The organism is Pseudoalteromonas sp. S327, from assembly GCF_005886415.1.
GTDB classification, from domain to species: Bacteria; Pseudomonadota; Gammaproteobacteria; order Enterobacterales; family Alteromonadaceae; genus Pseudoalteromonas; species Pseudoalteromonas atlantica.
Genome location: NZ_PNDP01000004.1, coordinates 48,689 through 71,437 on the forward strand (window position 1 = coordinate 48,689; position 22,749 = coordinate 71,437).

A 22,749-nucleotide genomic window follows, 5' to 3' on the forward strand; every position below is an offset into this window, starting at 1 on the left:
TTTTATGCTGGGTTAACTAAAAAATAAACAGGCAACCCTAATGAACTTTGAGCCAAGCCAAAAAAGCCAAGACTACCTAAAGCTTGTAACCGCCTTTATGGATGAGCACGTATTGCCTATTGAGCAAGCAGTAGTTGCGCATAACCATGCTAAAAATAATTCAAACGATTGGACCACTTGGCAACTAAGTGAGCACATTGAGCCATTAAAAACTAAAGCAAAAGCCGCTGGCCTGTGGAACTTATTTTTACCCGATGCAGAACTAGCACAAGGCTTAACCTGCTTAGAGTACGCCCCTATTGCAGAGCAAATGGGTAAATGCTTATTTGCATCAGAAATATTTAATTGTAATGCCCCCGACACCGGCAATATGGAAGTGCTTTATCATTTTGCAAACGATGAGCAAAAACAGCAGTGGTTAACCCCATTATTAAATGGCGATATTCGCTCAGTATTTGCCATGACTGAGCCCGATGTCGCTTCATCAGATGCGACAAACATGCAAGCAACCATAGATGTTGATGGCGACGAGCTTATTTTAAATGGCAAAAAATGGTGGACCACCGGCCTTGGTCATCCTAATGCACAGGTGGCTATTTTTATGGGGCTTTCTAACCCCGAAAACGATAAACACAGCCAGCATTCAATGGTACTTGTGCCGCTAAACACACCCGGTGTAAACATTAAGCGTATGCTAAGTGCCTGTGGCGATTTTGATGCCCCCTACGGCCACGGCGAAATGGAATTTAATAACGTACGCGTACCAAAACAAAATCTTATTTTAGGGTTAGGCAAAGGTTTTGCCATCGCACAAGGGCGCCTGGGGCCTGGGCGAATTCATCATTGTATGCGCGCAATTGGCGCAGCAGAGCGCTGTTTAGAGCTCATGATTAAACGCGGGCTGTCGCGCAGCGCTTTTGGTAAACCATTACTTAAATTAGGCGGTAATTTAGAACGCGTTGCGCAAGCGCGTATGGCGATAGACCAAGCCCGTTTATTAACCCTGCACGCGGCATGGAAAATAGACACCCAAGGGGTTAAACACGCCATGACCGAAATATCGAGCATAAAAGTAGTCGTGCCTAATATGCTGCAAATGGTCTCAGATATGGCGATACAAGTATTTGGTGGCGCGGGGGTGTCGAGCGACTTTCCTATTGCCTCGTTTAATGCAATGGGGCGTATTTTACGCCTTGCAGATGGCCCAGACGAAGTACATATGGGCATGGTTTCGCGCCTCGAACTTAACAAATACCGCTAAGGCAACACCATGAAAACACGACTAATAATAACAGGTGGAGCAACAGGGCTGGGTAAAGCGTTAGCCCTGAGTTACGCAAGTAATTTGGGCGCTAACTTACAAATTTGTATTGCCGATATAAACGCCGAGCGTGCAGCCACAACCATTAGTGAGCTGCAAGCACTAAAAAGCGATGCCTTTTTTTACGCCTGTGATGTAACCAAGCAAGCAGATGTAAAGGGGCTTTACGATATTATCCAGACCAAGTGGCAGGGCGTAGATATTGTTATAAATAACGCAGGCGTTGCCACGGGCGGCTCGCTTGAGGGCGAATCGCTTGAGCAATGGCAGTGGATTATGGATATTAATTTGCTCTCTATGGTGCGGGTGTGCCAAACGTTTTACCCCGCCTTTGTGCAACAAGGCGGTGGCTACTTTATTAATATAGCCTCACAAGCAGGGCTTACCCCTATTCCGTTTATGAGCAGTTATAACGCCGTAAAAGCGGCGGTTATAGGCTTTAGCGAAACCCTAAAGCTCGAACTCGCCCACGATAATATAGATGTAAGTGTTGTGTGCCCGAGCTTTTTTAAAACCAATCTTGATGAATCCATGCGCACCAGCGAGCCGGCCATGAAAACCATGCTTAACCGTGCCTTTGAGCGCTCCCCCATAAACGCAGAGCAAGTTGCCGATATTATTTATCAGCAGTCGCTTAACCGCCCATTTTTAATTTTGACCCATAAATTAGGTAAACAGGCCTTTTTAATGAAAAAACTACTCCCCGTTGAGTGGTACATTAAAAACATGCTGAAAAAAACACGCTCTATGCAACGTTTAAAATCAAAATAATAAAGGCTAGCAATGAACACACAATTATTAGATCAAGCCAAAAACGTACGCCAAGGCGAAGAGCTCGACACACAAAAAGTAGATGCCTGGCTTAAACAGCACCTTACACAGTTAACTGGCGAGCCAAGTGTTACTCAATACGCAGGGGGGGCATCAAACTGGACCTACTGCCTAGAGTACCCAGAGCAGTCGCTTATTTTACGCCGTGCGCCCAAAGGCACCAAAGCCAAAGGCGCACACGATATGGCCCGTGAATATAAGCTGCAGCAAGCGCTAAAACCAGTTTACAGCTATGTGCCAAATATGGAGGCGTTTTGCGACGATGAAAACATACTCGGCACCGACTTTTACGTTATGGAAAAGCTTACGGGGATAATTCCGCGTAAAAATTTACCACGCGGATTAACCCCCACGCCCGAGCGAACTAAAAAGCTGTGCGAAAACGTACTCGACTGCCTAGTAGAGTTACACAAAGTAGATTACAAACAGGCCAATTTAAGCCATTTAGGCAAAGGCGAAGGCTACACCCAGCGTCAAATTAGCGGCTGGAGCGAGCGCTTTACTAAAGCCAAAACCTGGAATGTACCCAGCGGTAAAAAAGTCATTAAGTGGCTTGAAAACAACATGCCAAGTAACGAGCGTATTTGCATAACACATAACGATTTTAGGTTTGATAACGTTGTGCTTGATGCAAACGACTACACCAACGTACTGGGTATTTTAGATTGGGAACTTGCCACCCTTGGCGACCCACTTATGGATTTGGGCAATACATTGGCTTACTGGGTAGAGCCAGGAGATGACTTTTTAGCCCAAGCCACGCGCCGTCAACCCACTCACTTAGAGGGCATGCTAACGCGCAAAGAAGTGGTGGCCTACTACTGTAAAAAAATGAATATAACCGTAGATGACTTTACCTTTTACGAAGTGTACGGGCTATTTAGACTTGCCGGCATTGTGCAGCAAATTTATTACCGCTATCACCATGGGCAAACTAAAAACCCCGCCTTTAAACACTTTTGGGTGTTTGTACATTACCTTTTATGGCGCTGTAAAAAAGCCATTAACAACCAAGGTAAAGTCTAATGTGTATTTTATATTTAGTACGCCACGGGCAGGCCAGTTTTTCGGCTGATAATTACGATACGCTCTCAACAAAAGGGCAACAGCAAGCCACACTACTGGGTGAATATTTAGCACAAAAGCAGCTTAAGCCCGATGCTGTATTTGCAGGCAGTATGCTGCGCCATAATCAAACCGCAGAGCTGAGTTTAGCATGTGCTAATAATACGCCAGTGGTAATAAACGATGCGCGATTAAACGAGTACGATCACGAACATATTTTAGCCGTTTATAACCCACAGCTTGCCACCCCAAGCCAAGTTCGCGCGGCACTTAGCAAGCAAGCCGAGCCTATGGAATATTTTAAAACGGTATTTATTAGCGCCATACAGCAATGGGTACTCAATCCCGACAGCACTCAATATAACGAAAGCTTTAATGCATTTACTGCGCGTGTACTTGGCGCGCTTGAACAAATAGCCAATGAAAACCACGGTAAGAAAGTACTTATTTATACCTCTGGCGGGCCTATTAGCATTATAACCAGCCATTTAATGGGGCTAAAGCTCGAGCGCTTTATTGATATTAATTGGAGCTTAGTAAACGCAGGCGTAACCAAAGTAGTGGCGCGCGGCAAAGGAAAAAATCAAAAATTAACGATAAGTAGTTTAAACGAGCATCACTTTTTAGAGTGCCACCCACAACAAAAATTAATTACATACACCTAAGGATCTAATTATGCGCAAAAACATACTAATAACAGGTGCAAGTTCAGGCTTAGGCAAAGGCATGGCAAAAGAGTTTGCAAAACAAGGTTGTAATCTTGCTTTATGTGCTCGGCGCTTTGAGCTATTAGAGCAGCTAAAAAGTGAGCTTGAACAAATAAACCCAAATATAACCATTAGCATAAAAGTGCTTGATGTTAACGACCACGAGCAAGTATTTAGCGTATTTAACGCCTTTAAAGATGAGCTTAACGGCCTTGATAGAGTGATTATAAATGCTGGTATGGGCAAAGGGGCTTCTATTGGTACGGGTTATTTCAATGCCAACAAACAAACCGCACAAACTAACTTTGTGGCCGCACTTGCGCAGGCTGAGGCCGCAATGGAAATTTTTAGAGCGCAAAACCATGGTCATTTAGTGACTATTTCATCTATTAGTGCTGTACGTGGTTTTAGGCGCGCCATGACCGTTTACGCCGCCACTAAAGCGGCTATTACCTCATTAAGTGAAGGCATACGCATAGATGTAATGCACACGCCTATAAAAGTAAGCTGCGTACACCCAGGTTTTATAAGAAGCGAAATAAACGAAAAAGTAAAAACAGTGCCGTTTATTGTTGATACCGAAACTGGCTGCAAAGCACTGGTAAAAGCAATAAATAAAGAAAAAGCCAACAGCTTTGTGCCAAGCTGGCCGTGGGCATTCCTGCATTGGATTTTACGAATAGCACCGCTGAGTACAATTCGTAAAATGTCGTAAGGTTTTTAAATTTTAGGCATTAAAAAAGGTGGCAAATGCCACCTTTTATGTACGTGTTTACTTAACCTACGTTTAGGTTATTTGTAAAATTATAGTAGTGCAAAAATCTTTTGCAGCTGTGGCATGTACTCGCTCACAAGCTCAAGGTTGTTTTCGCTTACTAGTGGGTCTGTAGATTCTTCAGCCGCGCTTGAAGCCTTACCAAACGAGCCCATTAACGAGCTAGCGTCACTGCTTTTAGCACTTTTAAGGCTTTGCAGGCCACCCATTACTTTATTTGCTGTTTCTTGGTTTTCAGCTGAAAGACCCGATTTAAGGTTTTCGATGTAAGCCATAGATACTTCTGAGCCAACAGATACTAATTCTTCAGGCGAAAAACCGTAACGGTTAGTAATATCGGCAAAGCTTTTATATAAACCTTGCTCTTTAATCATGCTTAATGCGCTATTAGCAAGAGAGCTTTGCTCTTCAACATTTTGATCAGCAGAGCCACCTAGCATGCTTGCTAAATCTAGGTTTTTTAACGAATCTTGGCTGCTAGCCCAGCTAGAAACAGCCGGCAGTGCTTTCATGTAGCTTTGTAATTGGCCTTCGCTAATATCTTCAGCAAGGCTTGAAAAACTCATTGCTAATAAGCTAAGTGATAAAATTATTTTTTTCATTGGGCGTTTCCTATTATTTAATTAAAGCCATTAAAAACTAAATGTAAGCGCTTGCCAATACATAACTAAAGTATTAGGTGTATTTAGGCTATAAAGTAGTATAAATACTTTAAAGTTCTATAACTTAAGCTGATTCAGCACAAATATAGTTACAAATGTTATACTTCATTTTTGTCGATAAGAGCTGAACGTAATGTTAACTATTTCAAATACTGTCACTATAGATGAATGGGAACTAGAGCTAACTGCTATACGTTCGCAAGGTGCCGGTGGCCAAAACGTTAACAAAGTAGCCAGCGCCATTCATTTACGCTTTGATATTAACCGCTCAAAGTTACCCGATTTTTACAAAGAACGTTTATTAAAGCTAAACGACTCTCGGATCACCAAAGAGGGCGTGGTGGTAATTAAAGCCCAAAGCTTTCGCACCCAAGAGCTTAACCGAGAAGATGCACTAAAACGTTTAAAAGATTTAATTTTAAGTGCTACCAAGGTAAACAAAGCCCGCCGCGCAACCAAGCCAAGCCGTAACTCGCAGCGCAAGCGCATGGATAAAAAAACCAAACATGGGCAAACCAAAGCCCTGCGCGGAAATATTAAGTTATAACTCACTAAGTTTATATGGCTTTACAGTAAAGTATGCTTAATTTACGCCTACAGCTAATAGTTAACCGTAGGCGTGAGTGGGTTATTCGTAGGTATGATGGCGGGTGGCACTAAAGCGGTTTAATATATGGTGCATTACATACACCGCAGATAAACTTGCCACAATAGCCACCGCAACAGAGCTAAAGCGATACATGGCGCTATAAACAAGGTCTTGCCCGGGACCTAATGAGTTGCCAAACAAAATACCAAACGTGGTTAACACACCAAACCCTATGCCCGGTGCGCCGCCGCCAATAATATGAAAACGGCTAAATACAAACGATAACGTCCACAGTATAAGCACCGGAAACAACAAAAAGTCAGAGTGATTATACAATAACACTTGCGCCAACAGCGCGGCATTACAGCCAATTAATGTACCAATAGCGCGCTGCCAACCGGCCATACCTGCGGCTTTCCAGCACAGCGAAAACAAAATTAATACCGATGAGGCTTGCGCCGATATTGAATCTTGTAAATCGAGTACTTGAAACGCCACAAACGAAAGCGTAGCAACCGTTGCGCATAATAATACCTCATGGCGAATGCTTTCTTTAGCTTTAGCGGGTACCGCTCTCACGGCACGCGCGGTTACATCAGGAAAAACACCATGCATAACAAACGCAATAACAATAGAGAGAACAGTAGCCAAACCATTACTTAAAATAAGCGGGTATACACTACTTGTACCGGTTACATAGCTTGAAAAGTGCAGCTGAATCGACAACCCAACCACGCCTAGTGCGCCAAATAAAAAAGCCGCACCTGAGCTCATTTGATAAAACAAAAAGCAAAACGCTAAAAATACAATAATGGTCATCAGTACCGGAAGGTGCGAAAACAAGCCCTGCATAATTAAAACCATTGGAATACTAATGGCGGCACTGGCTAAAAACTGGCGCACAATGCTTTTATTTAACACCGGCACTAAACCAAGTAGCAACATAGGGTAAACAGTAAAAAATATACCGTATGGCCAGTTCATTAATTTACTAATAGTAAATCCTATGGTGCAACCGCCAGCTATGCGCAGCGCTTGGCGTAAACCGTTTGAGTCTAATTGCGGTGCTTGGCTAACAGCTTGAGTCATACGGCCTCCATTAATAAATGTAGTGTAGCCAGCTAATAAACCTAATTTGAGCCGACGCTAACCATTGCCCAATTGTTGACTCTGGCAATAGTTGCACAGTGGCACGCGCACCACTTGGCATATTAGCAATTAATTTAGCATTATCTGGCATCACTAAATGAATACGCTGGCGCTGAGCGTCGCGCACCCAACGATTACTAGTTTCGGTACTACTAAGCGAGCCATTTGCACTGAGTTGCCCATCGCTTACGCCTGCCTCAAACGTGCTTATATGCGCGTTGTAAACCTCACCTGGGCGGCTATCAAATACCACTTGCGCCAAACTACCTGGTTTCATATTTAGTAATGATTTTTCTCTAAAATCGGCAACAAGGTCGGCCTTATTAGCCACAATAGCTAAAAGCGGGCTACCCGTTACCGCATATGCGCCATCTAGTAGTTGTAAGTTAGAAACCACACCAGCGCTTAGCGCACGTACTTGGGTGTACGATAAGTTAAGCTCGGCTTGTGCTAATTGGTTTGCAGCATGGCGAAGCGCTAAGTTTTGCGCGCCGCTTTCGCCGCGGGCAAGTACTGCTTCTGCCAATTGCGCTTCTAATGAGGCGACATTTGATTTACTTGCTTCAAAGTTAGCTTTAATGCTTTCAAGCTCTTGCTCTGAAATAGAGCGCTGCTTAAATAATGCTTCGCCACGGTTATTAAGTAATTGCTGTTCGTGCAGCTTTGCCTTGGCCGCCGAAATTTGCGCCTCAAGTGCTTTTACATTGGTATCTAAACGTTTGTTTTGTAATTTAGCGTCGTCAAGGGCAAGCTGTGCCTGCTCTAGCGCTAATTTATACGGGCCTGAGTCTATTTCAAACAATACATCGCCAGCTTTTACGGTTTGATTATTATTAACCAATACCTTAGTAACACGGCCACTTATTTGCGGGGCAATTTGCACCACAGGATGATAAACCCGCGCTTGCGGCGTTACCGGCATAAACATGTCGGCAATTAAATAGTAAATAAATATAACAACAAAACCCGCTAACGAAAGCCTGACATAACGAGTAAATTTTTGATCTGGTGTCATTGTCTCTCTTACTCTTTACTTTGATTTTTAATACAGTTTAGTGCGTTTTTTTCCATATTGACGATGCCATAAGCAAGCGCATCGAGTTGCTGTGTGCTTAGCCCGCTGTATAGCTGGCTTTTAATATCAATGAGTTTTTCGTTTAGCGACTGTAAAATTGCGCCACCTTGCTCGGTAAAGTAAATTTTTTTACTGCGTTTATCGTGCTCATCAACTTTACGGGTAATTAAAAGCTGCTCTTCTAATTGCTTTAATGTGCGGGTAAGCGAGGGCATTTCTATTCCTAAACTCTGCGCAAGCTCAAGCTGCGTTATGCCCTCGCCCAACATATTTATATGGGTTAGTGCCGTCCAGCGCGATTGCGTGAGCCCTAAAGGTTCTACAGCTAAAGTGATGGCCTCACGGCACAGCCTATGAACCCGCCCCATGTTACCAATAATGGTCAAATCGAGCGTTTCGTGAAAAGGTTTTTGAGTAGTCATAACCACCTCAAATTAGTTAGCATGCTAAGTATTTTAGCATTGGTTAGCGTGCTAAGTAAATATTGAGGGGTGTTGCAAATAAAAAAGCCCCAAAACTGGGGCTAAATAAATTTGTGGATTTAAAAATTAAGGAGGTTAGCAGGGGAGTATTGGTCGGTAAGCACTTTTGTATTGGCAGGCCAATCTTGCTTGTTTTTGGTACTTTGCATATAGGTACTAATTGCTTTTAAATCTACATCGTATTTTTTTAAACGCGGGTTAAGTGCTTTAATACGCTGATTAATTTGCGCCTCAGTAGGCATAGAGTTTACACCCGCTAAAATAATACGGTTAGAGCGATTAGCACGGCTTACGTTAATAAAATCGCCAAACACGGCGTGGTAAGTTGCCGACTCATGTTCGTATAATTTACTGCTCGAAAACGTATTAGCGGCAATTACACCGCCCTCGGCCAATACGCTTTTTACCTCTTCAAAAAACTCTTTGGTGAGTAAGTGCTCAGGAATATAATCGCCGTTAAACGCATCAAGAATAATCCAATCGTACTTTTGCTTTTTAATGGCTGCGCGCTTTATAAATATACGCCCGTCTTGCACGCTTGAGGTGACCGCATCGTTTTCTATAAAGTTAAAATAGTTACGGGCTACTTTTAAAACGGCGAGATCTATTTCAACATTATGAATTTTAGCTGCAGGGTAAAGCGCATGAATGACATTAGAAAGCGTACCGCCACCTAGGCCAATAATAAGCACATTTTTAGGGTTGTCGGTTACTAAAAGGCTGGCAAACGTAAGTTTTGTATAATTAAAAACCAGTTTGTCGGGGTTGTTTTTGTACATACAACTTTGGCTGGTTTGGCTACTTTTTGTATTAAATTTTAAGCAGCGTAGGTCATGTGTTTCATCAACAATAATATTGCGATATAAAGAACGCTCCTCGTGCACTACATTACTGTGCGCCGCAACCGAAAACAGTACCGCTAAAAATAATAAACAGTTACGCATGGGCAAGCTCCTTATTACCAGCAAGGCTATTAACAGTAATTGCCAGCACACCTAACAGGCCCAAGGTTAACGCAAAGGCACTTATAATGGTGTTTACATCAAACGCCAGTACAAAGTAAAACGAGGTAATAATAGTCCCTAAGGCGCTGCCCAACGTGCTTACAAAATATAAAATACCCGCAACTTGGCCACTTTTATGGCTGTCGGTGACTAATAAACGCACCGAGTAAGGCGAGATCATGCCTAAAATAACGGTAGGAATAAAAAACAAAGCCGTAGAGGCAAGTAACGAGCCGTAGCGTGTATCTTCAATGTGAGTAAAAATAAATTCCATTATTGGCTGCGAAAAAAGCGCGATAGGCACCACCATAATACTGGCAGTTAAAAATATTAAGCCATATTTTGTAAGCGATGCATTTTTAGTACTTAGCTTACCGCCGAGTAAATACCCAAAAGAAAGGCTAAGCATAAATACGGTAATGATGCTGCCCCAAATGTGTACACTACTGCCAAAAAAAGGCGCTAAAATACGCCCGCCTAATAGCTCAATACCCATAATGCAAAAGCCACTGCAAAAGGCTAAAAAATAGATTAACGCGTTTGTTTTTATACTCATGTAATTATCGTTATGTAACCTAAAGAGATCTCCATACTAACGTGATGGCTCGGCAGTCGCTAGTGCATTAATTAATCGCTCTGTGATTTTTTAAAAAGTTGTTTTGTTATAAAGTAACACATGTTAAACTTGTTGTTATAATATAACACCTTCGATTTCCCTATTATCATGAAGTATTCTTTAGTTTATTTAGCCTGCTTAGGCATAAGTGCGCAAACAGTGGCGCAAGAGCAAAACGACGAAATTGAAAAAATATCGGTTACTTATAAACAAGCATACCGTGGCGACATTCCCCAAAAGCAAATGCCGCAATCTATTGTAAGTGTTAGCAGTGCTGCGCTTGATCAAAAAGGCATTACTAAATTACAAGACGCGCTCGATTTTTCGGCCAGTATTTCGCGCAAAAATAACAGTGGCGCACTATGGGATAGCTTTTCTATTCGGGGTCTTTCGGGTAACGAAAACATGCCATCGGGCTATTTAATTAATGGCTTTAGCGGTGGGCGTGGTTTTAGCGGCCCGCGTGATGTATCTAACATTGATTACATTGAAGTACTAAAAGGCCCAGGCTCAGCACTTTATGGGCGCTCAGAGCCTGGCGGTACTGTAAATATTGTGACTAAAAAGCCTCAGTTTGAGCCACAAGGTGAGCTAAAACTAAGCTTAGGCAGCGACAGTTTTAATCGCGTTGAAGGCGATTACACAAACGGCATTAACGATACCACCGCGTTTAGAATAAATGGCGCGTGGCAAGATAGCGACAGCTACCGCGATGAGGTGTACACCAATAAAAAGGTAATTACGCCGTCTATTTATCATCAAATAAACGCATCAACCAGTGTGACTTATGAGTTTGAATACGTAGATTTAGCGCAGTTATTTGACCGTGGTGTTGTCGTACTCGATAACGACTTTGACACCGTACCAAGCTCGCGTTATTTAGGTAACCCTAACGATGGCGACACGCAGGTGTATTCGCGCGGGCACCAAATTACTTTAAATCACGATATTAACGATGAATGGTCTTTAGTGGCCGGTGCAAACTACCGCAGATCTACGTTAACGGGGTTTTCGTCGGATGCTGAGCTTTCGCCATCGCGCCAATCGCTATTTGATGATGGCCGCACACTTACTCGCCAGCAGCGTTATCGCGACTACGAAGTAGAAGATTTAAGTGTAAAGTTTGAGCTAAGCGGCAGTGTAGACACAGCCGGTATTACGCATCATTTATTAATAGGTGCCGATGCATACAAGTACGATTTACGTACAGCGCTTTCTCGCTATCGAGGCGGTAACGGCACTTATACCGTTGATATTTTTGAGCCAAATTACGATGTAGAACGCCCAGCAGTAAGCCTGCTTTACGAAAACGACGAAGAGCAAAAGGCGTACGGTATTTATGTTCAAGACCAAATGGATATTACCGACAAATTTAAGCTATTAGTGGGCCTGAGGTTTGACAGCGTTGACCAAGACATTTTAGAAACCAACAGCGGCGTGTTTTCGACCAGCTCTGAAAGCCAAATAAGCCCGCGTGTTGGCGTAGTGTACGAGCTAAATAACGCTCTCACTTTTTACAGCAGTTACTCAGAAGGCTTTTTGCCACTGAGCGGCACAGATGCAAGCGGCGATCCCTTTGGCTTTGAATACAGTGACTCGTTTGAGGTTGGCGCTAAGTTTGAATACTTAGGCATAAACGGTACTGTGGCATTTTTTGATGCGTCTAAAAGTAATATGTTAGTGGCAGACCCTGTAAACGTTGGATTCTCTGCGCCTATTGGTAAAGCCGATAGTAAAGGGTTTGAGCTTGATTTAAACACCTATATTACTGATGCAACGGCGTTTAACTTATCGTACGCCTACATAGACGCCACCACAGCAAACGACATTATTAATGCCGATTGGGGCGTGCCAATTGAAAAAGGCAGCCCGCTGGTGAATGTACCAAAAAATAACTTAAACCTTACGCTTAGCCACCAAACAGCATTAATGGGCAAAGAGCTTGAGTTTGGTGCAAGTTACCAATACACCAGCAGCCGTTTAGGTGATGCCGCCGATTTAAGTTTTAGGCTACCGAGCTACCAATTAGTAGGCGTTTTTGGCAACGTTAACTTAACCGAGCAAACCAAGCTTAATATAAGTGTTAATAACATTTTTGATAAAGATTACGCCGAAAGCAGCTACAACGCTTTATGGGTTTACCCAGGTGCGCCAACTCAATTTAAAATGTCGTTAGCGTATAATTTTTAATAGCTAGCAAATTAAAGTTTTCATCCTAAAGCGTCTTAATGTAGTGGTTAAGGCGCTTTATATTTTTAAGCCCTTTTTTATAAAGAATTCATAAGTTTATTAAGCCAACCATCGGCCTTTGATGGTTTGTATATCATTACAATGCTTTCACTGTAGTGACTGTTAACCCCCTTTACAGTTATTTTTGTAAGCCCTAAATCGTCAATCACAAAGTTAGGTAAATACGCCAACGCCAAGCCACTTTGAACCACCTCTATTAATGCACTGTAATCGCTACATCTAAATACAATATTGCGCGGTGCAATATTATCTTGCCAGCCGTCGGAGCCTACTCCTTGCTCTAAGCCGCACAGGGGTGAAAACAAAGGGCATGCAAAAGCCGCCTGCAGTAATTGGTTTTTATTAAGCGTTAAAGAGCCAGTTTGTACTAGCTGATGCGAAGCATGCGCAGCCACACTAAACCCAGTATTTAATACATCAACCGCCACTAAATTAGCGTGTGAGCTGTTATTTAATGCCTCACGAGTTACTAGCGCAATATGCGCAGCGCCTGATGCAACTTGGCTTATGGCTTCACCTTCAAACACATTATTAATACGTACCGAGCAGGGCAGGTTACTAAGGGGTGTAAGCAGCTTTTTAAGGCCACTTTTAAGTAAAATGGCAGGGCCTGCAATAACTGCATTAAATTTATGATTATCGCTTTTAAAACGGCTAGTAAGCTGCTGGTAATTATGTACTAAATCACTACTGTGCTTAACAAACTCTTTGCCTTTATCATTAAGTACCAAGGTTTTGCCCACACGATTAAACAGCTCTGTGGCTAAGTTTGCCTCAACCTTTTTTAGCGTTTTAGACAGCGCCCCTGGGGTAATATTAAAATGCTTAGCGGTTGTGTGCAGGTTTTGCGAACTCGCCATATGAATTACTTTTTCAATGTCATCTAAATGCATAGCGCCAAACCGTATTGATTAAAAGGAAACAACTAACAACTTATTATCGATTATTTATATATATAAATCAGCTTATAGTGACGCTATATTTATTTTTGAGCATTAACATGAAACACATACTGCTACTTTTTATTTTATTCTCGAGCGCAGCACTAGCAAGCGACCCTCAGCACAAGGCACACAACACACATAAAGCCCACAGCTATATGGGCTTTCATGGCATGTCGCTTATATTAGCCGGCGATAAAGTACTTGCCAGCCACATGCCTTTATACGCCCCCCCACACAACTACCAAATAGTGTACGAAGTAACTACCAATGACACCCATCTTAAAATAATCAAAAAAGCACTGAACGAGGCACCAAACAAACAAACTCAGATCACCATTTTACCAACCAAGTTTGATTTGAATTTATTAATAAATAAGCTGACACCCACTTTAAATACTACTGTGTTTAATGGCCATTTTGAGCGCGGAGGTACGGCTTTGTTTTCGACAAAGCTGACCTTTAAAAATCCGTTATATGTAAAAAAGATCGCTATAACACAACCTGAAAAAGAAGAGTTTGATTTAATAAAGGTTTCAGGAGAGCAGGGGGTGGTGATTCATAAAATACAAAGTAAACCAAGCTATGACTCACTCAGTTTAGTAGCACTAACTAACGGAAAATATAATGGCCAGTTAAAATGTGATGCGCCAGTAACCACAGCGCTTGCAAGTAAGCTAAAGGCCTGTTTTAAAAGCGTACCAAGCTATTTAGAAACTCGCGATTTTGAAGTTAATTAAAAAATCATAGCAGCGCTTTAGCTTAAAAAGCGCTGCTATATAAATGACTTAACGTTAAGAGCATATACATTTGCCTGAACGTATTCGCCGTTTAACAATTTTATTTGCGTTAAAATGCGTGAGTACGCATCGCCTTCAAATTCATCGAGCACATGCCAATGATCTTTTAAATTAGTTGAGCTAAACACATAGCCATTTATCTCTTGGCCTGTTTCGTCTAATACCAGTGCAGGAAAGCCCATTTTGGCGCCCCAGCCCTCGTTAATTAAATTGCCAACCACACTGCCTTGCTCAAATGTACCGCCAATATTGGCAAGAATATGCTCGTTCGGATGCCCTGGGCACAAGGTACCATAAACAAATAACGCTTCTAACACGTAAACTCCTAAATTAGGCTAATGATTATGTTTAGCTAAGCTAAAGCTTAACTAAATATGAAAAAAATCCCGAGTGAAACTTTACTTTTATAATGACACCCACCTTTATTTTTGCACTTTACGCAATAAGCATCTACTTTTTTAATTGGTTCATCAAAAGCTAGGTGCTAAATGGCTATTGCAAGAAAACGCCAAATCAGTTTGTCAGATACAAAATATTATCACTGTATTTCGCGCTGTGTACGTCATGCTTATTTATGCGGCGAGGATTCATTAACGGGTAAATCCTACGAACATCGAAGGGGCTGGGTAGAACAAAAACTATTTAGCCTCGCTAAAATATTTTGTATTGATATATGTGCTTATGCAGTTATGAGTAATCACTCCCATATTGTGCTTTATGTTGATGATAAAAAAGCAAATAGGTTAAATGACAAAGCCATAGTGCTGCGCTGGCATAAGCTTTGTAAAGGCACACCCCTTACACAAAAATTTTTACAAGGTGAGGAGCTTAGCAGTACAGAGCGATACTTTTTAAGCCAAACTATTATTCAATACAGAGAAAGGTTATCTAGCATTAGCTGGTTTATGCGCGTTTTAAACGAACACATTGCTCGTAAAGCAAATAAAGAAGATAAATGCACTGGCCGATTTTGGGAAGGGCGATTTAAATCACAAGCTCTTCTTGATGAGGCAGCCCTTGCAGCTTGCATGGCTTACGTTGATTTAAACCCAATAAGAGCAAAAGTAGCTAAAACCCCCGAGTGCTCAAACTTCACCAGCGTGCAAAAGCGCATTCAGGGCGCTAAAAACGCAAAACAACCCAAACAACTTTTAAAATTTGCAGGTAAACCCTGTAAATTTATGCCTAAAGGTTTACCGTTTGAGCTTAAATGTTACCTCGAATTAGTTGAGCTGACGGGGCGTATTATTCGCAATGATAAACCTGGGTTTATTGAAAACACTCAGCTCCCTTTATTAGAAAGAATAAACATAGCACCAGAGAACTGGTTAAAACTCACTAAAGACTTTACCCGCGTATTTCACGGCGCTGTAGGTAAGCCGCAATCACATGTAAGTTACTGCGAGCATTTAAATAAAAAAAGACGAGTAAATTATAGTAATTGTAAAAAGCTACTAGCCTAAAACCTCCTTAATAGTTTTAAAACTGCCTAGATGCAGGTTTAAGCATGCCTAAAATTAATAAATCATAAATATGCCAACCCAATAAATTTTAAATTTATCCATATTCCTGCACTTTTTATAATTACAGCTAATAAATCCTCATTAAAAGCGCTTAATTTAACTACTAATTACATATTTGAAGTGGGTGTCATGTTAATTTTTTGAACTGCCAACTCAAAATTTATAGTGGGTGTCATTATAATTTCTTTTTAAGCCAAACTATTATTCAATACAGAGAAAGGTTATCTAGCATTAGCTGGTTTATGCGCGTTTTAAACGAACACATTGCTCGTAAAGCAAATAAAGAAGATAAATGCACTGGCCGATTTTGGGAAGGGCGATTTAAATCACAAGCTCTCCTTGATGAAGCAGCCCTTGCAGCTTGCATGGCTTACGTTGATTTAAACCCAATAAGAGCAAAAGTAGCTAAAACCCCCGAGTGCTCAAACTTCACCAGCGTGCAAAAGCGTATTCAGGGCGCTAAAAATGCAAAGCAACCCAAACAACTTTTAAAATTTGCAGGTAAGCCCCGTAAATTTATGCCAAAAGGTTTACCGTTCGAGCTTAAATATTACCTCGAATTAGTTGAGCTCACAGGGCGCATTATTCGCGATAACAAACCAGGTTTTATTGAAAACACACAGCTCCCTTTATTAGAAAGAGTAAACATATCGCCAGAGAATTGGTTAAAACTCACTACTGATTTTACACGCGTATTTCATGGCGCTGTAGGTAAGCCGCAATCACATGTAAGTTACTGCGAGCATTTAAATAAAAAGCGACGAGTTAATTTTAGTAATTGCGAAAAGCTATTAGCCTAAAACCTCCTTAATAGTTTTAAAACTGCCTAGATGCAGGTTTAAGCATGCCTAAAATTAATAAATCATAAATATGCCAACCCAATAAATCTTAAATTTATCCATATTCCTGCACTTTTTATAATTACAGCTAATAAATCCTCATTAAAAGCACTTAATTTAACTACTAATTACATATTTGAAGTGGGTATCATGTTAATTTTTTGAACTGCCAACTCAAAATTTATAGTGGGTGTCATTATAATTTTTTTTAAGCGGCGATCATATCAGTAGCACCAGTACAAAAGAGCTTGGTTTTATCAAGCAAGGGAATATTTTAGGCCGTGTTATATTTCATATAAAACAGCCTCGCTACAAGAATTAAAAGTAAGGCAATTTTGCCAGCAGCTTAATAAGCTTTAGCTTGCTAATAAAAGCGGCTTGTAGGGCAGTTAGTGTGTTTAAGCTTGCTCGCTAAAATTGGCTTGGTATTTTTTGGTTAATATCAAAACAATAACGGCCAGTAATAAAGGCAAAAACGACGCCCATAAAACGGTGTGCCAACCGTACGCACTTAATAACCCACCTGATGAAAAAGAGCCTACCGCCATTAAGCCAAACACTATAAAGTCACTAAACGATCGAGCACGGTTTTTTTCTTCTGGCTTGTGCGTTTCTAGCACTAATGCGGATGCCCCTAAAAAGCCAAAGTTCCAACCTATGCCTAACAAAATTAATAGCGCGTAAAAGTGATATACACCTTCACCTAAAAAGCCTATAGCTGCTGAAATTGCAGTTAAAATAATACCAAAAACAGAAATACGAGCAGCCCCAAAACGTGCAATGAGCTTACCGGTAAAAAAGCTAGGTGCATACATAGCAATAACATGCCACTGCATTCCTAAGTTTGCTGACTCTTGGCTATGCCCGTGCATATGCATTGCCAAAGGTGCCGATGTCATTAAAAAGTTCATCACCATATACGATGCTGCACCACAAATAACCGCGCTTCTAAATCGTGGTTGCAAAGCAATTGTTCTCAATGGTCTTCCTGAATATGCTTGATTTGCTAAAGGCTTAGCCAATTTAACGCCAAACAAAATAACACCAGCGAGAGCCGCGACAATGGCTTGCGCAATAAATGTGGCAGCAAACATTTTGTCTGACCACAGGTGCATGGTATGCGTAACTAACTGCGAGCCAATAACACCTGCAGCTACGCCACCGGCCATTACCATAGAAAGCGCTTGCGGGCGTTTATTTTCGGGCACGCCATCGGTTGCAGCAAACCGAAATGACAAAGCCACTGCCGCATAAGCGCCGCCCAATAGCGCAGATAAACAGTACAGCCAAAAACTGTCTATATACAACGCAATAGTCGCTAATAGTCCGGTTAAAACACCCGCGCCAGTGCCTGCCATAAAGGCTGCACGCCGGCCATATTTTCGTGCTAATTCACCGGCGGGTAAAACACACAACGCCATTCCTAAAACAAAAATAGAAACAGGTAAAGTGGCTAAAAGTGCAGTAGGAGCAAGCAAGCTTCCCACTACCGCACCTGTTGCATATAGCACAACGCTATTAGCCCCAGAAAGTGCCTGGGCTAACATTAAACGCCATAAGTTAGCTGTTTGAACTTGAGGGTCGCTTTGCTCAAGCCTATCTGAGTCTATAGCGTTTAATTTTTCCATGATTTCACTTTCCTAAAAGTATTCAAGGCGGTTAAAAGCAATTTATGGTTGAGGTATTTAAATGTCTAACGCCACTAAAAAGCGCGATACCATGTTGTAAGCAGCAACCGTTGCTACCGCTTCTACTGTTTGCGTTTCACCAAATAGTGCTTTTAAACGTTCAATAACGTCGCCATCAACATTTACTTTAGTGGTTGATTGCTCAGTAAGCTCAAGCAAAGTCAGCTCCTGCTCAGAGAATAACTCAGCATTTACTACCACACTTTTAAGAGCCGTTGCTTTTTCATCGCTACCGCCAGCCTGTATGTATGCAGGGTAGTGCACATTCCACTCAAAATCGGCTTTGTTTAATACCGCTACACGCAGCATAATAAGTTCGCGATACTCAAGCGATAAGCCAAAGTTTGCTCTAACGCGCCCTAACAGCTCATTCCAGCCTTTAGCTAAAGGAAAGCTTTTTAGTAGTACTCTATCTATGCCTATTAGTTCACCGTTTGGACGACGACCTTGCATTTCGGCTAGTAGTTCGCCTGGGGCTTGCTCGCCATCTTGCCATGGCGTTACTATTACTTGTGACATAATGTTTACTCCTAATTAAACGCCACTTTAGTCATTAAAGTGGCTAACTTGGAGCGAAAGCTTACGGGGAATGAACGTACTTAACTACAGAGATTATCTTTTACCATGGTAAATATTTTCTTTACTGCTGTATTTTATCAAAGTACTCCTGAGCTTTAATCTCTTTTAGCCCGCGGGTTTCCTACCTCTTTAAACAGCCATTCTTTAAATGCGTGTATTCTTGGCAGTTCAGCACATTCGGGGCGGTAAATAACGTAATACGCCAAAGGCGATTCAAAATAAATATCAGGGAATAACCTGACCAATCGCCCTGCGGCTAGATCATCTTTAGCCATAACACTGCGTGCTAACGCCACGCCGTGGCCGTCAATAGCTGATTGCAATACAGCCGCTGAGTTATTTATTTGAATGCTTTTAGTGGTTAAAGGGCCTGTTACTCCGGCTTTTTTTAACCACGCCGACCAAGACGGAAAACCCGTATGGTCATCCATTGATTGATCGTGTATTAGGGTTTCGTTCAATAATTTATCTATGGTGTTTAAGCGGTTTGAGTCTTCTAAAAACTTAGGTGAGCATACCGGGTATACCTCTTCATCCATTAGTTTTTCTGCGTTCAAGCCTTGCCAAGTGCCTACACCAAAGCGTATTCCTATATCTATACGCTGCTCAGTAAAATCAACAGGTTTTAAATTAGTATTTAGATTTACACTGGTTTGCGAGCATATCTCTTGAAAGAAATGCAACCTAGGTAATAACCACTGGGCGGCAAATGCGGGGCTTACTGCCACTGTTAACGCGCCACTTATGGCGTTGTCTTTTAAAATGTCTAGTCCTTGGGCAAGTTTATCAAAGCCTTCGCGTATTAGTGGCAGGGCACTTTGCGCGGTTTCGGTGGTTACTAGCCGTGTTTTACCTGAGCTCATTCTATGAAATAGCGGCGTGTCGAGCCACTCTTCTAATGTTTTTACCAGCTGCCCAACGGCTGCAGGCGTTACATTTAGCTCTTCAGCTGCCGCTGAAAAACTTTGGTGCCTTGCGCTTGCTTCAAACGCTTTTAATGCATTGAGGTGTATAGGAGATTTCATGCGATAAACTTTTTCTTTATTGACGGTTCAGATTATCTCGTTTGTTAAAGCAAGTAAATAAGTAAAAAATACCTCCCAAGCCAAACAGCAAGTTATTTGTTATTAGGCAACTCAATACTTTTTATTTATATAACAAATACAGCGCATAGTGGCGCTTGGAGAAATAATCATGACTAAGCAATTTTCAGGTAAAAAATTACTCGTTATTGGTGGTACTAGCGGAATGGGTTTTGAAACGGCTCGATTAATTTTAGAGCAAGGCGGCCAAGCTGTCATTGTTGGGCACCGTAAAGAAAAAGCCCAAGCAGCAAAAGAGCAGTTATCAGCTTTAGGCACTGTTGAGGTGTTAACCGCTGATTTAACCAGCGATGAAGGCGTGAAAAACTTAATTAACACACTTTCACAAGACCACGCAGATGTCGATTTACTGGTAAACGCCGCCGGTGTGTTTTTCCCTAAACCATTTTTAGAGCACGAAGCGGCTGATTACGATCAGTACATGCAAATTAACCGCGCACTATTTTTTATTACACAAAAAGTAGCCGCTAATTTAGTGGCAGCAAAACGCGCAGGCGCCATTGTAAATGTGGGTTCTATGTGGGGTAAGCAAGCTATTGCTGCTACACCATCGTCGGCATATTCAATGGCTAAAGCAGGTTTACATGCGCTAACTCAACATTTAGCAATGGAATTAGCCGCGCACAACATTCGCGTTAATGCAGTATCGCCAGCGGTTGTACAAACGCCAATTTACGAAGGTTTTATTCCTAAAGCAGAAGTAAACGATGCCCTACAAGGCTTTAACAGCTTCCACCCAATTGGCCGTGTAGGTACAAGCGAAGATGTCGCCAATACCATTGCGTTTTTACTCAGCGACAAAGCCGCTTGGGTAACGGGTGCTGTATGGGATGTTGACGGCGGTGTAATGGCTGGTCGTAATTAATACGTAATTTTAAAGCCCTCGATGGGCGCAAATTTATAGAGCAATAATGTATGTTATTGCTCTTATTTTATTTAGGTTGGATAAATGCGAGTCAATTCAGATTTTTCAAAAAACGCTTTAATGCTGCCAAGTCAATATAGTTGGCAAACATCGCCTCAGGCGGGTGTTGAGCGGGTAATGCTCGACAGAATAGGCGCTGAAAAAGCCAGAGCAACTAGCGTAGTACGCTACGCGACTGAGTCTACTTTTCCAAGCCATGCTCACCCAGGTGGTGAAGAAATATTGGTACTTTCGGGCACTTTTTCAGATGAGTCGGGCGACTACCCACAAGGCTTTTATTTACGAAGCCCGCCAGGGTCTTCACATGCACCTAAAAGTAAAAGTGGCGCAACCATTTTTGTAAAACTGTGGCAAATGTGCGTAACAGAAACCGCCCCAGTGCGCATAAATACACACGATCAGGCTACGTGGATAACCCAAAATAACCGCCTAATATGCCCGCTTTATCAAGATGATAACGAAGTAACTAAACTGGTAAAGTTAACCCCGCAACAGCCCCTATTCGATAATCTAAAAGCACATAATGCCTTGGAGTTATTTATACTGGGCGGCAGCGTAATACACAACGAGGTAGAATATTCAAAAGGAAGCTGGCTAAGGCTGCCAAGCACGAGTAAAGCGTTAATATCTGCGGGAAATAACAGCGCTACAATTTACCTAAAAGTAGGTAATTTTAAAAACATAGGCTGTGGAGGCTAAATAATGCGTACAAAAATTGCGATTATAGGCGGTGGGCTAAGCGGCGTGTATGCAGCTTACCAGTTAGAGCAATGCGGCATTACCGATTACATATTGCTTGAAGCCAGAGACCAATTAGGTGGCCGTATTATGGACTTTACAAGCCTGTCGCAAGCGACAACAAATAGCTTTGATCTTGGCCCAACGTGGTTTTGGCCAGAGTTTCAGCCGCAATTAAATGCCATTATTAAAACCCTAAACCTAGAAACATTTGCCCAGTACGAGCAAGGCAATACGTTAGTAGAGCGCTCACATACACAACCGCCCACAGCAATGCCCGGTTATACGCATGCGCCTACGTCTATGCGGTTAAAAGGTGGCATGGGCACACTTATTAATGCCTTACATGCAAAGCTTAGCAACAAACACATAGTGACCGGCGCTTTGGTTAAAACAATTACCCACCAACACGGTAATATTGAAGTTAACTTTAGCACCTCAAACACAACCGATAATAAAGTAAACGTTGAGCACGTAATGCTTGCGCTACCACCACGCTTAGCCGCAAGCCAAATAACATTTACCCCCGCATTGCCAAGCGATTTAGTAACGCAGTGGCAAAATACCGCAACCTGGATGGCACCCCACGCTAAGTATATTGCAGTGTACGATACGCCATTTTGGCGCAAGCAAACGCTCTCGGGCAGCGCCCGCAGCAGTGTTGGGCCAATGGCAGAAATACACGATGCATCAAATCCACAAGGCCAAGCCGCATTATTTGGCTTTATTGGCATACCCGCCGATGATCGAAAACACATTAGTAATGAAGATTTAATCACCCATTGCAGAGCGCAGTTAGTCAGGCTTTTTGGCGCACAAGCCGCCACACCCAAAGCCGATATTATTAAAGACTGGGCACAAGACCCACTCACCGCAACACATTTAGATGCACATGCGGCTAATACGCATACCCCAGCACCTTGCATAACCGCGCAAAATGGCCCATGGCATCAAAATTTAGTCGGTATTGGCAGTGAATGGTCAGTGCAATTTCCGGGCTACGTTGCCGGTGCAGTTGATGCGGCAAACATAGGCGTTGAGCTGTATTTAAAAAAGTTAACGAGTGATGTGTAGAGGCTGAAGTTTG

The 22,749-nt window shown here is 42.1% G+C and carries 23 protein-coding genes and 1 pseudogene; 13 read left to right on the plus strand and 11 right to left on the minus strand.

Annotation, left to right across the window (positions count from 1 at the left end):
* Positions 1 to 40 precede the first annotated feature (40 nt).
* The 5 genes from CWB60_RS02555 to CWB60_RS02575 are packed head-to-tail and all read left to right on the plus strand — an operon-like array spanning position 41 to position 4,639.
* Positions 41 to 1,261, plus strand: a complete 1,221-nt coding sequence (locus CWB60_RS02555) for an acyl-CoA dehydrogenase family protein (protein WP_138579635.1) — start codon at positions 41 to 43, stop codon at positions 1,259 to 1,261.
* 9 nt (positions 1,262 to 1,270) lie between these two features.
* Positions 1,271 to 2,092: an SDR family oxidoreductase gene (locus CWB60_RS02560; RefSeq protein ID WP_055254307.1), complete on the plus strand. Its 822-nt coding sequence runs from the start codon at positions 1,271 to 1,273 to the stop codon at positions 2,090 to 2,092.
* A 12-nt stretch (positions 2,093 to 2,104) separates the two neighbouring features.
* Complete coding sequence (locus CWB60_RS02565; protein WP_138579637.1) at positions 2,105 to 3,178, plus strand: phosphotransferase family protein; 1,074 nt, start codon at positions 2,105 to 2,107, stop codon at positions 3,176 to 3,178.
* A complete protein-coding gene (locus tag CWB60_RS02570; RefSeq protein ID WP_138579639.1) occupies positions 3,178 to 3,882 on the plus strand; it encodes a histidine phosphatase family protein in 705 nt (234 codons plus the stop codon). The genes CWB60_RS02565 and CWB60_RS02570 overlap by 1 nt, the downstream gene beginning before the upstream one ends.
* 10 nt (positions 3,883 to 3,892) lie before the next feature.
* Positions 3,893 to 4,639, plus strand: coding sequence for an SDR family oxidoreductase (locus CWB60_RS02575; RefSeq protein ID WP_171036111.1), 747 nt, complete (start codon positions 3,893 to 3,895; stop codon positions 4,637 to 4,639).
* Between the two features lie 89 nt (positions 4,640 to 4,728).
* Here CWB60_RS02575 and CWB60_RS02580 read toward each other — a convergent pair whose 3' ends face one another.
* On the minus strand, positions 4,729 to 5,301 hold the full coding sequence (locus tag CWB60_RS02580) for a hypothetical protein (protein WP_004586261.1): 573 nt from the start codon (positions 5,299 to 5,301) through the stop codon (positions 4,729 to 4,731).
* Positions 5,302 to 5,494: 193 nt separating this feature from the next.
* Between CWB60_RS02580 and arfB the strand changes: the two genes are divergently transcribed.
* Positions 5,495 to 5,908, plus strand: coding sequence for an alternative ribosome rescue aminoacyl-tRNA hydrolase ArfB (arfB, locus tag CWB60_RS02585; RefSeq protein ID WP_024033019.1), 414 nt, complete (start codon positions 5,495 to 5,497; stop codon positions 5,906 to 5,908).
* A gap of 81 nt (positions 5,909 to 5,989) precedes the next feature.
* Here the strand turns inward: arfB and CWB60_RS02590 are convergent, their stop codons facing one another.
* The 5 genes from CWB60_RS02590 to CWB60_RS02610 form a co-directional block, all read right to left on the minus strand.
* On the minus strand, positions 5,990 to 7,039 hold the full coding sequence (locus CWB60_RS02590; RefSeq protein ID WP_004586263.1) for a DUF2955 domain-containing protein: 1,050 nt from the start codon (positions 7,037 to 7,039) through the stop codon (positions 5,990 to 5,992).
* Positions 7,040 to 7,049: 10 nt separating this feature from the next.
* Positions 7,050 to 8,114, minus strand: coding sequence for an HlyD family secretion protein (locus CWB60_RS02595; RefSeq protein WP_138579641.1), 1,065 nt, complete (start codon positions 8,112 to 8,114; stop codon positions 7,050 to 7,052).
* 8 nt (positions 8,115 to 8,122) lie between these two features.
* The gene (locus tag CWB60_RS02600; RefSeq protein ID WP_054982034.1) at positions 8,123 to 8,596 is read right to left on the minus strand and encodes a MarR family transcriptional regulator; all 474 of its coding nucleotides are present in this window, start codon (positions 8,594 to 8,596) and stop codon (positions 8,123 to 8,125) included.
* A gap of 119 nt (positions 8,597 to 8,715) precedes the next feature.
* Positions 8,716 to 9,600 carry a spermidine synthase gene (locus CWB60_RS02605; RefSeq protein WP_138579643.1) on the minus strand — a complete coding sequence of 295 codons (885 nt, stop codon included), beginning with the start codon at positions 9,598 to 9,600 and terminating at the stop codon, positions 8,716 to 8,718.
* Complete coding sequence (locus CWB60_RS02610) at positions 9,593 to 10,216, minus strand: fused MFS/spermidine synthase (protein WP_004586267.1); 624 nt, start codon at positions 10,214 to 10,216, stop codon at positions 9,593 to 9,595. Before CWB60_RS02610 ends, CWB60_RS02605 begins: the two co-directional genes overlap by 8 nt.
* 168 nt (positions 10,217 to 10,384) lie before the next feature.
* Here CWB60_RS02610 and CWB60_RS02615 point away from each other — a divergent pair, with 168 nt between their 5' ends.
* Positions 10,385 to 12,466, plus strand: coding sequence for a TonB-dependent siderophore receptor (locus CWB60_RS02615; protein ID WP_138579645.1), 2,082 nt, complete (start codon positions 10,385 to 10,387; stop codon positions 12,464 to 12,466).
* Between the two features lie 77 nt (positions 12,467 to 12,543).
* Here the strand turns inward: CWB60_RS02615 and CWB60_RS02620 are convergent, their stop codons facing one another.
* Positions 12,544 to 13,419, minus strand: a complete 876-nt coding sequence (locus tag CWB60_RS02620; protein WP_138579647.1) for a LysR substrate-binding domain-containing protein — start codon at positions 13,417 to 13,419, stop codon at positions 12,544 to 12,546.
* A gap of 107 nt (positions 13,420 to 13,526) precedes the next feature.
* On the opposite strand from CWB60_RS02620, the gene CWB60_RS02625 reads away from it, so the two are divergent.
* Positions 13,527 to 14,207 (plus strand): hypothetical protein, encoded by a 681-nt coding sequence (locus CWB60_RS02625; RefSeq protein WP_138579649.1) that lies wholly within the window; start codon positions 13,527 to 13,529, stop codon positions 14,205 to 14,207.
* 35 nt (positions 14,208 to 14,242) lie between these two features.
* On the opposite strand, the gene CWB60_RS02630 is transcribed toward CWB60_RS02625, so the two are convergent.
* A complete protein-coding gene (locus CWB60_RS02630) occupies positions 14,243 to 14,584 on the minus strand; it encodes a gamma-glutamylcyclotransferase family protein (protein ID WP_138579651.1) in 342 nt (113 codons plus the stop codon).
* A gap of 171 nt (positions 14,585 to 14,755) precedes the next feature.
* On the opposite strand from CWB60_RS02630, the gene CWB60_RS02635 reads away from it, so the two are divergent.
* Positions 14,756 to 15,730 (plus strand): transposase, encoded by a 975-nt coding sequence (locus tag CWB60_RS02635; protein WP_138579653.1) that lies wholly within the window; start codon positions 14,756 to 14,758, stop codon positions 15,728 to 15,730.
* 245 nt (positions 15,731 to 15,975) lie between these two features.
* Positions 15,976 to 16,590: pseudogene (locus CWB60_RS02640) on the plus strand (transposase); the annotation flags it as partial.
* Positions 16,591 to 17,027: 437 nt separating this feature from the next.
* Here the strand turns inward: CWB60_RS02640 and CWB60_RS02645 are convergent.
* The 3 genes from CWB60_RS02645 to gcvA form a co-directional block, all read right to left on the minus strand.
* Complete coding sequence (locus CWB60_RS02645; RefSeq protein ID WP_138579655.1) at positions 17,028 to 18,257, minus strand: MFS transporter; 1,230 nt, start codon at positions 18,255 to 18,257, stop codon at positions 17,028 to 17,030.
* A gap of 57 nt (positions 18,258 to 18,314) precedes the next feature.
* Positions 18,315 to 18,836, minus strand: coding sequence for a carboxymuconolactone decarboxylase family protein (locus tag CWB60_RS02650; protein ID WP_138579657.1), 522 nt, complete (start codon positions 18,834 to 18,836; stop codon positions 18,315 to 18,317).
* Positions 18,837 to 18,991: 155 nt separating this feature from the next.
* Positions 18,992 to 19,921: a transcriptional regulator GcvA gene (gcvA, locus tag CWB60_RS02655; RefSeq protein WP_138579659.1), complete on the minus strand. Its 930-nt coding sequence runs from the start codon at positions 19,919 to 19,921 to the stop codon at positions 18,992 to 18,994.
* Positions 19,922 to 20,090: 169 nt separating this feature from the next.
* Here gcvA and CWB60_RS02660 point away from each other — a divergent pair, with 169 nt between their 5' ends.
* The 3 genes from CWB60_RS02660 (at position 20,091) to CWB60_RS02670 (ending at position 22,736) form a co-directional block, all read left to right on the plus strand.
* Complete coding sequence (locus CWB60_RS02660) at positions 20,091 to 20,864, plus strand: SDR family NAD(P)-dependent oxidoreductase (RefSeq protein ID WP_138579661.1); 774 nt, start codon at positions 20,091 to 20,093, stop codon at positions 20,862 to 20,864.
* A gap of 84 nt (positions 20,865 to 20,948) precedes the next feature.
* Positions 20,949 to 21,623, plus strand: a complete 675-nt coding sequence (locus tag CWB60_RS02665) for a cupin domain-containing protein (protein ID WP_138579663.1) — start codon at positions 20,949 to 20,951, stop codon at positions 21,621 to 21,623.
* A gap of 3 nt (positions 21,624 to 21,626) precedes the next feature.
* Positions 21,627 to 22,736: a flavin monoamine oxidase family protein gene (locus CWB60_RS02670; protein WP_138579665.1), complete on the plus strand. Its 1,110-nt coding sequence runs from the start codon at positions 21,627 to 21,629 to the stop codon at positions 22,734 to 22,736.
* Positions 22,737 to 22,749 lie beyond the last annotated feature (13 nt).